This window comes from Paractinoplanes tereljensis, assembly GCF_016862435.1.
Lineage (GTDB): Bacteria > Actinomycetota > Actinomycetes > Mycobacteriales > Micromonosporaceae > Actinoplanes > Actinoplanes tereljensis.
In genome coordinates this window covers 190,572-202,749 of record NZ_BOMY01000001.1, presented here as the reverse complement: position 1 = coordinate 202,749, position 12,178 = coordinate 190,572, and the positions used below count along the sequence as shown (strand labels likewise).

General features: G+C 72.2%; 10 protein-coding genes. 8 read left to right on the top strand and 2 right to left on the bottom strand.

The annotated features are described in order from the left end of the window. Positions 1–114 precede the first annotated feature (114 nt). Positions 115–318 carry a hypothetical protein gene (locus tag Ate02nite_RS00915; protein WP_203797467.1) on the top strand — a complete coding sequence of 68 codons (204 nt, stop codon included), beginning with the start codon at positions 115–117 and terminating at the stop codon, positions 316–318. Between the two features lie 755 nt (positions 319–1,073). Here the strand turns inward: Ate02nite_RS00915 and Ate02nite_RS00910 are convergent. Then, positions 1,074–3,650, bottom strand: coding sequence for a hypothetical protein (locus Ate02nite_RS00910; RefSeq protein WP_203797465.1), 2,577 nt, complete (start codon positions 3,648–3,650; stop codon positions 1,074–1,076). 207 nt (positions 3,651–3,857) lie between these two features. Between Ate02nite_RS00910 and Ate02nite_RS48570 the strand changes: the two genes are divergently transcribed. The 7 genes from Ate02nite_RS48570 (at position 3,858) to Ate02nite_RS00875 (ending at position 10,963) form a co-directional block, all read left to right on the top strand. Beyond that, positions 3,858–4,946, top strand: coding sequence for a hypothetical protein (locus Ate02nite_RS48570; RefSeq protein WP_239147033.1), 1,089 nt, complete (start codon positions 3,858–3,860; stop codon positions 4,944–4,946). Positions 4,947–5,013: 67 nt separating this feature from the next. Further along, on the top strand, positions 5,014–5,463 hold the full coding sequence (locus Ate02nite_RS00900; RefSeq protein ID WP_203797463.1) for a DUF948 domain-containing protein: 450 nt from the start codon (positions 5,014–5,016) through the stop codon (positions 5,461–5,463). A 22-nt stretch (positions 5,464–5,485) separates the two neighbouring features. Further along, positions 5,486–5,749 carry a hypothetical protein gene (locus Ate02nite_RS00895; protein ID WP_203797461.1) on the top strand — a complete coding sequence of 88 codons (264 nt, stop codon included), beginning with the start codon at positions 5,486–5,488 and terminating at the stop codon, positions 5,747–5,749. Beyond that, entirely contained in the window at positions 5,746–8,430 is a 2,685-nt protein-coding gene (alaS, locus tag Ate02nite_RS00890) for an alanine--tRNA ligase (protein ID WP_203797459.1), read from the top strand. The genes Ate02nite_RS00895 and alaS overlap by 4 nt, the downstream gene beginning before the upstream one ends. Before the next feature lie 66 nt (positions 8,431–8,496). Next, positions 8,497–8,955, top strand: coding sequence for a Holliday junction resolvase RuvX (ruvX, locus tag Ate02nite_RS00885; protein WP_203797457.1), 459 nt, complete (start codon positions 8,497–8,499; stop codon positions 8,953–8,955). Next, entirely contained in the window at positions 8,952–10,142 is a 1,191-nt protein-coding gene (gene mltG, locus Ate02nite_RS00880; RefSeq protein ID WP_203797455.1) for an endolytic transglycosylase MltG, read from the top strand. Before ruvX ends, mltG begins: the two co-directional genes overlap by 4 nt. After that, positions 10,136–10,963, top strand: coding sequence for a shikimate dehydrogenase (locus tag Ate02nite_RS00875; protein WP_438871143.1), 828 nt, complete (start codon positions 10,136–10,138; stop codon positions 10,961–10,963). Before mltG ends, Ate02nite_RS00875 begins: the two co-directional genes overlap by 7 nt. On the opposite strand, the gene Ate02nite_RS00870 is transcribed toward Ate02nite_RS00875, so the two are convergent. After that, positions 10,960–12,141, bottom strand: a complete 1,182-nt coding sequence (locus tag Ate02nite_RS00870) for a multidrug effflux MFS transporter (RefSeq protein WP_239147032.1) — start codon at positions 12,139–12,141, stop codon at positions 10,960–10,962. The two genes, Ate02nite_RS00875 and Ate02nite_RS00870, sit on opposite strands and share 4 nt — an antisense overlap. Between the last annotated feature and the right edge of the window lie 37 nt (positions 12,142–12,178).

Sequence of the window (12,178 nt, the reverse complement as noted above, 5' to 3'; positions counted from 1 at the left end):
CGCCCGGCGGCGTTCCTGATCGTCCCGTGCCGGGTCAGGCCAGTGGTGTTCCTGGCCGTCCGGTGTCGGGTCAAGCGAGTGGTGTTCCTGGCCGTCCTGTGTCGGGTCAGGCGAGTGGTGTTCCTGGCCGTCCGGTGCCGGGTCAAGCGAGTGGTGTTCCTGGCCGTCCCGTGCCTGGTCAGGCCGGCGGTGCTCCGGGTCGGGCCGCGCCTGGTCAGGCCGGCGGTGCTCCGGGTCGGGCCGCGCCTGGTCAGCCTGGTGGAGCGCCTTCCGGGGCTGCTCCCGGCCAGCCGCCCGCCGGTCTTTCCGGCCGGGTAGCGCCCGGCGGTCCGCCTTCCGGTTTCGCGCCGGGCCAGCCGCCCGGTGGAGTTCCTGGCCAGGTCGGCGGCCCTCCCGGCCGAGCGATGCCCGGCGCGCCGGGGGATGTTTCCGGATATATCGCGCCCGGCCAGCCCGGCGGCTCCGGGCCGGGCCAACCGCCCGGTGGCGTCACCGGGCGCGGCGTTCCTGGCCAGCAGCCTGGTGGTATGCCGGGTCGTCCGGCGCCCGGCCAGCAGTCCGGTGGGATGCCGGGCCGACCCGCGCCCGGCCAGCAGCCCGGCGGCATGCCGGGCCGACCCGCGCCCGGTCAGCAGTCCGGTGCGGCTTCCGGGCGTCATGGCGCGGGCGGGCGGCCCGATTCCGGGCCGGTGAGCCCCGCTCCGGGCCGTCCCGAGCCGTCCTGGCAGGCGGGCAGCGGCTCGTATCAGGCATCCGGATGGCAGGACGACGGGCAGCAGCCCGCACCGGGCCAGCAGCCCGCACCGGGCCAGCAGCCCGCACCGGGTCAGGTCAGCTCGCCCGGCGGTCGAGCCGGGCGCGGCCAGGGCCCACGATCGACTCCGCCCGGCGCGATGGGACCGGAGTCGGTGTCCCCGGCCGGCGGTCCGCGGCGCGGCGCTCCCGGCGGTCCGCCGGTGCCCGGCCAGGGCCGCTACGGCGACCCGAATTCCTCCGGCCCGGTCGTGCCGCTCTCCGGCAACGCACCCGACGTGCCGATGCCCCGCCCGGTCTCCCCGGCTTCGCGCCCGGTGTCACCAGCCTCCCGCCCGGTCTCGTCGGCCGGTCCGCGCGACCGCTTCCGCACCGAGGGCCCGCCACCCGGCATGGGTGCCGCTCCGGGCGCGCCGATGTCGGCCGCCCCCGCAAGTGCGCCGCCGGCCGGCGGCCGCCACGGGACCCCGCCAGTCGGCGCCTCCGGCTTTGCCGGTGAGGGCACCGGCCGACACGGCACACCCGACGACGGCCGCGGCACCGGCCGACACGGCCAGCAGGACTTCCCAGCCGCCGCAGGCCCCAACACCCCGCGCGGCCGCGACGGCCAGCCGGACTTCGCCGGTGGCCCGGGCGGCGCTGGGCGTGGCCGCGATGGTCAGCCGGACTTCGCTGGTGGTCCGGGCGGCGCTGGGCGTGGCCGCGACGGTCAGCCGGACTTCGCCGGTGGTGCCGGCGGCGCTGGGCGTGGCCGCGATGGTCAACCCGATTTTGCCGGTGGTCCGGATGGCGCCGGGCGCGGGCGAAATGGTCAACCCGGCTTCGCCGGTGGTCCGGGCAATGGCACTGGGCAGCAGGACTTCCCCGGCGGGCCGGGTAACGGCACTGGGCAGCAGGACTTCCCCGGCGGGCCGGGTAACGGCTCGCGTGGGCGTGGTGGCCGGGGTGGGCCGGCGCAGGGCGAGCCCAGTTTCCGCACCGGCCCGGTGGCTGGCCGCCGGGGCGCCGGTGGCCCGGACGGGGCCGACCCGGGCGCCGCTGGGAACGGCGGACCCGCTGCCGGTCCGGGCATGCCGGGTACCGGTCCGGCCGGGCCAGGTGGACCACGGCCCGCACGGGCCGCGGCCAAGGTCGTTCCGCCGGTCGTGCCGGGCAAGCAGGGCGCTCGTGCGCCGGCCGTACCCGGCCGCGCTGGCGCCATGGCCGAGCTCACCGGCAACAACGCCGTCCGTCAGCCCGGCGACGTCTCCGGCATGGTCCCGCGCGGCGGCCAGCGGCCGCCCGGCGACGTCTCGGGCCCGATTCCCCGTGGCCGTCCGGGGCAGCCCGGTGGCGTCACCGGTCCGATTCAGCCCGGCGGCGTTACCGGTCCGATTCAGCCCGGCGGCCAGCGGCCGCCCGATGACGCCTCCGGTCCGATTCCGCGTGGTGTCCGGCCGCCTGATGATGCTTCCGGTCCGATTCCGCGTGGTGTCCGGCCGCCTGACGATGCTTCTGGCCCGATTCCGCGTGGCGTTCGGCCGCCTGATGATGCTTCCGGTCCGATTCCGCGTGGCGTTCGGCCGCCCGGCGACGGCACCGGCCCGGTGGATCCGCGTGCTGCTGGTCGTCAGGCCGGCGACGTCTCGGGCAACCGACGTGGCGGCCGCGGGCCGCAGCCCGGTCGTCGCCCGGGTCCGGCCGGGGCGATGGCGGCTGCCGCCGGCATGTTGCCGCCCGGCGCGCCCGGCCCGGTCTCGCCCGGCCGCCCGCCGATGCCGGCCGGTCCGCAGCCGGTCTCGGGTCAGCACAGCCAAGGGTTCGGAGGCCAGCACGGCCGCCCGGACAGCCCCGCGAATCAGCCGGTCTCGCCGGCGCACGGCCAGGGTTTCCCGGGCCAGCACGGTCGCCCGGACAGCCTCGCGAGTCAGCCGGTTTCGCCGGCGCACGGCCAGGGTTTCCCGGGCCAGCATGGTCGCCCGGACAGCCTCGCGAACAAGCCGGTCTCGCCGGCGCACGGCCAGGGTTACCCCGGCCAGCACGGTCGCCCGGAACCGGGCGCGGCCGAGCCGAACCAGGGCTTTCCGCCCCAGCGCGGTCGGCCCGATGGCGTCGATGGCGCTTCGGGCTTCGGTAGCCAGTCGGGATCCCCGGAGCAGAGCCAAGGCTTCGCGGCGGGCCTCGGCACCCGGCCCGGCACGCCGGGGCAGGGCCGGCGCGGCCGGCCGGAGAGCCTCGCGAGCCAGCCCGGCCCAGGTCGGGTCGGCCCCGGCCAGGTCAGCCCGGCTCAGGCCGGTCCCGGCCAGCCCGGCCCGGCGCAGCACGCGCGGCCGGATGCGGGCGAGCGTGGTCCGGGCTTCGGCAGTCAGCCGGTGTCGCCCGCCCGCGGCGGCGGTCAGCACAGCCGCCCGGAACTGAGTGATCGTCCCGGCAACCAGCCGGTCTCCCCGGCCCAGGGCCAAGGCCAGGGCCCCGGTGAGCGCGGCGGCCGGTTCGGCGGTTCCGGCGAGGACAGCCAGGGCTTCCCGGCGCAGCGCGGACGCCCCGAGTCGAGCCCGCGCTTCGCGGGCCAGGCAGGTTCGGGGGATCAGGCGCGCTTCGCGGGCCAGCCCGGCCAGCCGGGTCAGGCAGGTTCGGGGGACCAGGCGCGCTTCGCGGGCCAGCCGGGCCAGCCGGGTCAGGCAGGTTCGGGGGACCAGGCGCGCTTCCCGGGCCAGGCGGGCCAGCCGGGTTCGGGGGAGCACCCGCGCTTCCCGGGGCAGGCGGGCTCGGGCGAGCAGGGACGCCTTGCGGGTCCGGCGGGGTCGGGGGAGCAGAGTCAGGGCTTTGCGGCGGGGGCCGGGAGCCGGCCGGTCTCGCCCGCGCAAGGGCCGGGCCAGCACGGTCGCCCGGAGAGCCTCGCCAGCGAGAACAGTCAAGCTTTCCCGGCCCAGAACGGGCGGCCGGAGCAGGGTGAGCGGAGCCAGCGCTTCGCCGGACAGACCGGTAAGCGGGCGCGTCCCGAGCAGGGACAGACGCCCGGTGGTGGCCAGGCCGGTCGGGCCCCGCGTGGTGGTGCCCCGGCCAACGGGCGTGGCACCGGTGATCGCGGGCCGGCCGGTGGGCGCAAGGGTGGCCCGGCGGGCGTGCTCGGCGCCGCCGCGGTCGGCGCGGGTGCGATGGGTGCCGCCGTGGCGAAGGGTGCGGCCTCGGCCGGCGCCGCGCCGGCCGGTGCCGTCGCCTCGGGTGCCGCGTCGGTCGGTGCGGCCTCGGTTGGTGCGGCCACCGGCGCTGCGTCGGTGGGTGCGGCCACGGGTGCCGCTTCGGTCGGGGCTGCTTCCGTGGGAGCGGCGTCGGTGGGGGCCGCCTCGGTGGGGGCTGCCTCCCTGGGGGTGGCGTCGGCTGCCGTCAAGGTCGGGGGCGCTCAGGCCGTACCCCCAAGGGGTGAAAGCCTGTCTCCCTCGGTGGGTGCCCGGGCCGGCGCGGCGAAAGCCGCGGCCAATGGGCAGAGCGTGGCCGCTCGGCCGGCCTCGCCGGGCGCGGATCCGGAGACCTCGGGCGGGCTTCGGGGTGCGAGTAACGAGCTTCGGGCCAAGCTGCGGACGCAGCGTCGGCTACGCGTGGTGATTCTGCTCTCGCTCGCCGTCGTGGTTCTGATGGTGATGCCGGCGTTCTTCGGGCTGCGGTCGGCCAGCAAGGACCCGGTGTTCAGTTCGCTGGACTCGCTCGACGTGCCCACCTGGGCCGCCACCCAGGTCGACGACCAGGGGAGCGGCAGCCGGTGGTGTTTCCTGGACTGCCGGTTCCGGGAGCGGGAGGCGGACTCCAGCAAGTCGTTCAAGGAGACCACCGCGGCCTACACCTCGGCGCTCGAGGAGGCCGGCTGGCAGCCGTGGAAGGTCGCCGAGTGCCCGGAGACGCCGATCGCGGCTGACCAGGGCACCTACAGCTGCTGGAAGCGCGACGAGTTCACTCTGGACCTGCGGGTTCAGCTGCCGGACTGTGCCATCGACCAGGTGGCGGCGCAGGATCCGTCGGTGATCACGTCGGCGCCGGCGACCACCGCGCCGGCCGAGAAGTGTGTGGGTTCGAAGGTCAGCATCATCGTGCAGAACGCGATCATGGACACCCGCGGCAAGCGGGAGCCGGCCGAGAGCCCGGACCTGATCGGTGAGACGCCGGACCCGGTCATCTCCAACGATCCCCTCTTGGTGCCGACACCCGCGGCGTCGTGAAGCGGGCAAAGGTCACGGACGGTAGGGTCTGCACGTTGACTCGCCACCCGTAGAGGAGAAGCGCCACATGGACGCCGGAGAAATCGCTGGTCTGATCGCGGCGGGCGCCTTCCTGATGCTCGTCATCGTGCTCGCCGTGCCGATTCTGAAGCTCGGCCGCACGGTCGACGCCGCCACTCGGGCGATCAACGACCTGAACGACCGCAGCGGGCCGCTGCTCGGCAACGTCAACGAGACGGTGGAGAATGTGAACACCGCGCTCGGTCAGGTGCAGGTCTCTTTGGACGGAGTCAACCTTCAGCTGGCCAAGGTCGACACGATCACCGACGCCGCTGCCCACGTCAGCACCAACGTCGCCAACCTGTCCACGGTTGTCGCCGCCGCAGCGGCGAACCCGCTGGTGAAGGTGGCCTCGTTCGGTTACGGACTGCGTAAGGCAGTGAACAACCGGCGGCGCGCCGACGAGGACCGCGAGGTCCGCGACACGATCAAGCAGCGCCGCAAGTCGGCGCGCTGAATCTCAACGAAAGGCATTCGCAATGAAGCGCCTGCTGTGGCTGGGCGTCGGCTTGGCCGTCGGCGCCCTGGTGGTTCGCAAACTCACCCGCAAGGCGAACGAATTCACCCCCTCCGGCATCGCCACCTCGCTGTCGCAATCCGCTGGCGGCCTGGTCGAGTCGATGCGTACTTTCGTGGATGACGTCCGCGACGGCATGACGGAGCGGGAACAGCAGATCCAGCAGGCGTTCGCCGAGGGTGAGCTGTACGACGATGAGCAAGACGCTCAGGAGGGCAACCGATGAAGACGGCGGAAGTAAAGCGGCGCTTTCTCGCGCATTTCGAGGCCAACGGGCACACGGTCGTGCCGAGTGCCCCGCTGCCGGCTATCGACGACCCCAACCTGTTGTTCATCAACGCCGGCATGGTGCAGTTCGTGCCGTTCTTCCTGGGCCAGCGCACCCCGCCCTATTCGCGGGCGGCGAGCGTGCAGAAGTGCATCCGGACGCCCGACATCGACGAGGTCGGCAAGACGTCCCGGCACGGCACGTTCTTCCAGATGAACGGCAACTTCTCGTTCGGTGACTACTTCAAGGCGGGCGCGATCCCGCTGGCCTGGGAGCTGTCCACCAAGCCGGTCTCCGAGGGCGGCTTCGGCCTCGACCCGGAGCGCATCTGGGCGACGGTGTACCTCGACGACGACGAGGCCATCGAGATCTGGAAGAAGACCGGCATGCCCGCTGAGCGCATCGTGCGCCGGGGCAAGAAGGACAACTTCTGGTCGATGGGCATCCCCGGCCCGGCCGGTCCCTGCTCGGAGCTCTACTACGACCGCGGCCCGGCGTACGGTCCCGAGGGTGGCCCCGAGGTCGACGAGGACCGCTACCTGGAGTTCTGGAACCTGGTCTTCATGCAGCACGAGATCACCGACGTGAAGTCGAAGGAAGACTTCACCATCGTCGGTGACCTGCCCAAGCAGAACATCGACACCGGCATGGGCCTGGAGCGCATCGCGTCGATCCTGCAGGGCGTCGACAATCTGTACGAGATCGACGAGGTCCGCCCGATCCTGGCCCGGGCGGCCGAGATGACCGGCAAGCGGTACGGCGTGCACTCCGGCCACGCGGCCAACCAGAGCCACCCGGACGACGTACGGCTGCGGGTGATCGCCGACCACGTGCGGACCGCGCTGATGCTGATCGGCGACGGCGTCACCCCGGCCAACGAGGGCCGCGGCTACGTGCTGCGCCGCATCATGCGCCGGGCGATCCGGTCGATCCGCCTGCTCGGCTGGCAGGAGCGGGCGCTGCCCGAGCTGCTGCCGGTGGCGCGGGACTGCATGGCGCCGTCGTACCCGGAGCTGGCGACCGAATTCCAGCGGATCGCCGACTACGCGTACGCCGAGGAGGACTCGTTCCTGTCGACGCTGCGCGCGGGCACGACGATCCTGGACGTCGCGATCACCGAGTCCAAGGACGCCGGTAAATCCGCGCTGTCCGGCGCGCAGGCGTTCCAGCTGCACGACACGTACGGCTTCCCGATCGACCTGACCCTGGAGATCGCGGCCGAGCAGGGCCTCGACGTCGACCAGGACGGTTTCCGGCGGCTGATGGCCGACCAGCGGGCCCGCGCGAAGGCGGACGCCGCCGCGCGCAAGACGGGTCACGCCGACCTGTCCGCCTACCGGGGCGCGCTCGACGCGGGCGGCCCGGTGGAGTTCACCGGTTACCAGGAGATCTCCCGGGAGTCCCGGGTCCGGGCGTTGATCGGTGACGGCGGCCGCCTCGAGGTGGCCGGCGAGGGCGACTTCGTCGAGCTGGTTCTCGACGCCACCCCGTTCTACGCCGAGGGCGGTGGCCAGCAGGCCGACACCGGCGTGATCCGGGTCGGCGGCGGCCAGCTCGAGATCGTCGACGTGCAGCAGCCGATCCCCGGCCTGATCGTGCACAAGGCGCGGGTCATCCGCGGCGAGGTGCGCGCGGGCGAGGCGGCCGAGGCCGAGATCGACATCACCCGGCGCAAGGCGATCTCCCGCTCGCACACCGCGACCCACCTGATCCACCAGACCATGCGGCACTTCCTCGGCGAGTCGGCGACCCAGGCGGGTTCGCTCAACGCGCCGGGCCGGCTGCGCTTCGACTTCAACACCCCGGGGGCAGTCTCGCCCGCGGTGCTGCACGACGTCGAACAGCAGGTGAACGAGGTGCTGCTGCGTGACCTCGAAGTTCACGCGTTCGTCACCTCCCAGGCGGAAGCGCGCCGGCTGGGCGCGATGGCTCTCTTCGGGGAGAAGTACGGCGATGAGGTCCGGGTGGTTGAAGTCGGTGACTACGCGCGTGAGCTCTGCGGCGGCACGCACGTGGCCCGCTCGGGTCAGCTGGGCCTCGTGAAGATCCTCAACGAGGCGTCGATCGGCTCCGGCGTGCGCCGGGTCGAGGCGCTCGTCGGCATCGACGCGTTCGGCTTCCTGGCCAAGGAGCACCTGCTCGTCGCGCGGCTGGCCGACCTGTTCCGGGTGCCCGGTGACCAGGTCGCCGACCGGGTCGAGCAGACCGTCACGGCACTGCGCGACGCCGAGAAAGAGCTCGAGAAACTGCGCGCCCAGATGGTCCTCGGTGGTGCCGGTGCGCTCGCCGAGCAGGCCCGGGACGTGCGTGGCGTGGCGTTCGTCGGGGTCGAGGCTCCGGAGGGCGCGGCGGGCAACGATGTGCGTACCCTGGCCCAGGAGATTCGGGGCAAGATCGATTCTGGCCGCCCGGCGGTCGTGGCGGTCGCGTCCCGGTCGAACGGCAAGGCGTCGCTGATCGTGGCGATCAACGGGGTGGCCAAGAGCCGCGGGCTGTCCGCGGCCGATCTGGTCAAGGGCGCGTTCTCCGGCCGGGGCGGCGGTAATGCCGACCTCGCGCAGGGTGGCGGTCTGCCGGCCGACCAGGTCCCGTCCCTGCTGGCTGCGGTGGAGAAGGCAGTCGGTGAAGCCGCTCTCTAACAAGAAGCTCTGTCTTCAGACTGCTCAAGGGCGGTGGCGGGGCGGCGGATGGTGGAGGGTGACCGCATGAGCGCACTGTCGCGGGGTAGGCGGCTGGGCGTCGATGTCGGTAAGGTGCGCGTCGGGGTCGCCGTCAGCGACCCTGACGGGATCCTGGCCACCCCCCTGGTTACGGTGCCCCGTGACATGGGTGCGGCAGTCGATGCCGTGCCTAGCGACATAGCTGAGCTCGTCCGCCTCGTGGGGGAACACGAGGCGGTCGGGATCGTGGTGGGGCTTCCGGTGCGCCTCAACGGCGCCGAGGGTCCTGCCGCCATCGACATTCGTGCGTACGCTGGGCGACTGGCGGACGCGGTCGGCGAGGTGCCGATCGCGTTGGCGGACGAAAGGATGTCAACCGTGGTCGCGACTCGACGACTCGCCGAGCGAGGCGTTCGAGGTAAGCGGCAGCGGGCGGTCGTCGATCAGGCGGCCGCGGTGGAGATCCTGCAGAGCTGGCTGGACGCGCAGCGGAGGCAGAGATGATCGACGAGCTGGACCTGGCGTTCGACGAGCACGCCGAACGCGGACGATCCCGCCATCGGCGGAATTCCCGCGGCGGTGGCAAGAAGGGCTCGGGTAAGTCCGGCGTCGCCTTTTTGATGGCTTTTGTTCTGTTAGCGCTTTTGGGCGGCGGTGTCTTCTTCGGCTACAACAAGGTGAAGGGATTTTTCACCGCAGCCGATTACGACGGTCCCGGTACTGATGCGGTTCAGGTGACCATCGAGAAAGACGCGACCCTCACCGACATCGGTAACACCCTTGTCGATTCCGACGTGGTGAAATCCACCAAGGCGTTCACGAACGCGGCGGGTGAGAACCCGCGCGGCAAGAACATCCAGTCGGGCACGTACAACATGAAGAAGCAGATGTCCGCCGCCAACGCGGTGACCGTGCTGCTCGACCCGAAGTCGCGGATCACCTCGGGGGTGACGATCGTCCCCGGCACCACCAGCATGGAGGCCTACGTCATTCTGTCGAAGGCCACGAACATCCCGGTCAAGGACTTCCAGACCGCCGCGAAGAACCCGGTCGACCTGGGTGTGCCGGCCTTCTGGTTCAACCGCCGCGACGGCAAGCCGGCCGCGAAGACCAGCATCGAGGGCTTCCTCTTCCCGGACACGTACGAGTTCGACCCGAAACTCGACGCCGAGCAGATCCTCAAGGTGATGGTGAAGCGATTCGTCGACGTCACCACCGAGATGGGCTTCGTCGACAACGTGCAGAACACCCTGGCGGTCTCGCCCTACGAGGCGCTGATCGTGGGGTCGCTGGCGGAGGCCGAAGCGGGCGTCCCGAAGGACCTGCCGAAGGTCGCCCGAGTGGCCTACAACCGGGCCTACAAGGCGAAGATGCCGCTGCAGTTCGACGTGACCGCCAACTACTGGCTCCAGGTCCAGGGCAAGGCGGCCAAGCACTCCGGTCAGCTGTCGCCGGAGGAGCTCGACGACCCGAAGAACCCGTACAACACCAAGAGCAAGCTCGGCCTGCCGATCGGCCCGATCGACAACCCCAGCCAGGCTGCCCTGCAGGGTGCGATGCAGCCGGCCGCCGGTAACTGGCTGTACTTCGTGGCGATCGACAAGGCCGGCAACTCGGTCTTCACCGACAGCCTCGCCCAGCACGACAAGAACATCCAGCAGGCCTGCAAGAACGGGGTTCCACTCTGCTGACGTCGAAAGCCGCGGTCCTCGGCAAGCCGATTGCCCACTCGCTCTCGCCGGTGATCCACAACGCCGGCTATGCCGCCGCCGGTCTCGGTGGCTGGAGCTACGTGGCGATCGAGTGCGCCGAGGCCGAATTGGCCGCGCTGCTCGGCGGGCTCGGCCCCGAGTGGGCCGGGCTCTCGCTGACCATGCCGCTGAAGGAGGAGGCGCTTCGCCTGGCGGCGAGCGCCTCGGTGGTTGCGCAGGCGACCGGTGCGGCCAACACGTTGGTACGCCGTGACGACGGCACCTGGCACGCGGACAACACCGACGTGTACGGCATGGTCCGGGTGCTCCGGGCCGCGGGCCTGGGCTCGTCCCCGGTGGTGACGGTGCTCGGCGGCGGCGGCACGTGCCGCGCTGCCCTGGGCGCCGCCGCGCAGCTGGGCGCCACCTCGGTGACCGTGGTGACCCGCCGCCCGTCAGCGCGGGAGGAACTGCGGCCGGCCGCGGCCGAGCTCGGCCTGGAACTGGTCGGCGCCGACTGGTCGGACGCACCGAAGCTGTTCGACGCCGACGCGGTGATCTCCACGGTCCCGAAGGGCGCCGCCGACCACCTCGCGAACGAGGTCGCCTGGCGCCCCGGCACGGTGCTGTTCGACGCGATCTACGACCCGTGGCCGACCCCGCTGGCCGCCGCCGCCGAGAAATCCGGCATTTCCGTAGTGTCCGGCCTGGACCTGTTGCTCGGCCAGGCGCTGAGCCAGTTCGAGCAGTTCACCGGCGTCGCCCCGGCCCCCGAGGCGGCCATGCGCGAGGCCCTGTTCGAGGCGGCCAGCCGCCGTTAAGACGTCAGCCCCACGACCGTGACCAGGGCGGCCAGCGCCGCACCGAGGATCACCACCGCCATCGGCACGCCCGTGCCGATCGCGCCCAGCCCGGCCAGCGACGCCAGCGCGCCCGCCATGGCCGGTTGCAGGGAGCCCATCACCGCGGCCGCGGTCCCGGCTCGGTCGGCGTGCCCGTCCAGGGCCAGGGCGGTCGCGTTCGGCTGGCCCATCCCGATCGTGCAGACCAGCAGAAACAGTCCCGCCACCACTCCGATCAGCGCCCCGGCGAGCGCCGAGACGACGAGCACCACCCCGGAGACGACCTGAACGGCCAGCGCCGCCAACAGCAGTGGGCGCGTGCCGAACCGGTTCAGCAAACGGGCGTTGAGCTGACTCGTCAGGGTCAGCCCCACCGCATTCAGCCCGAATAGCAGGCCGAACATCGTCGGCGACAATCCGTAGCCGTCCTGCAGCACGAACGACGAATTCGACAGATAGGTGAACAGCGCGCCGAATGCGAAGCCCTGCGCCACGGTGTAACCCACGAACGAGCGATCCCGGAACAATGGCCCGGCCAGCCGCAGCGTCCGCCCGAGTCCGCCCTCGGTGCGGTTCTCCACCGGCAAGGTCTCCGGCAGCCGCCATGCCAGCAGCAGCGTGAGCAGGGTGGCGAGCACGCCGAGGGCCACGAAGATCCCGTGCCACGAGGTGAACCGCAGCACCGCGCTGCCGAGGCTCGGCGCGAGGATCGGCGCCAGCCCGTAGATCAGCGTCAGCCGCGAGTAGAACCGGGCCGCCTCGACCCCGGAATAGAGATCCCGGACGATCGCCCGCGCCACCACGATGCCGGTCCCACCGGCAAACCCCTGCAACACCCGCAAACCGATCAACACCGGCGCCGAGGGCGAAAAAGCGATCAAGAACGACAGGATGGCGTACGCCGTAAGCCCTGCGATCGCCGGGCGCCGCCGCCCCCATTTGTCGCTGAGCGGTCCGCACACCAGTCCACCGAGGGCGCTGCCGACCAGGCACGCCGTCAGCGACAACTGCACCTGTGCGGCCGAGACACCCAGATCGTCGGCGATCGCCGGGAAGGCCGGCAGGTACATGTCGATCGACAGCGGCCCGATCGCCGAGACGAAGCCGAGCATGACGATAAGCAGCACGCCTTTCGGCCGTACCTCGGTCCGGGTCACGGGCCGGACCATACCTCTGACCTTTCACGCGGGCAGC

Coding starts and splice junctions, on each gene's coding strand:
- ruvX (WP_203797457.1), top strand. CDS start 8,497: ATGAGCGCACTGTCGCGGGGTAGGCGGCTGGGCGTCGATGTCGGTAAG.
- alaS (WP_203797459.1), top strand. CDS start 5,746: ATGAAGACGGCGGAAGTAAAGCGGCGCTTTCTCGCGCATTTCGAGGCC.
- Ate02nite_RS00900 (WP_203797463.1), top strand. CDS start 5,014: ATGGACGCCGGAGAAATCGCTGGTCTGATCGCGGCGGGCGCCTTCCTG.
- Ate02nite_RS00895 (WP_203797461.1), top strand. CDS start 5,486: ATGAAGCGCCTGCTGTGGCTGGGCGTCGGCTTGGCCGTCGGCGCCCTG.
- mltG (WP_203797455.1), top strand. CDS start 8,952: ATGATCGACGAGCTGGACCTGGCGTTCGACGAGCACGCCGAACGCGGA.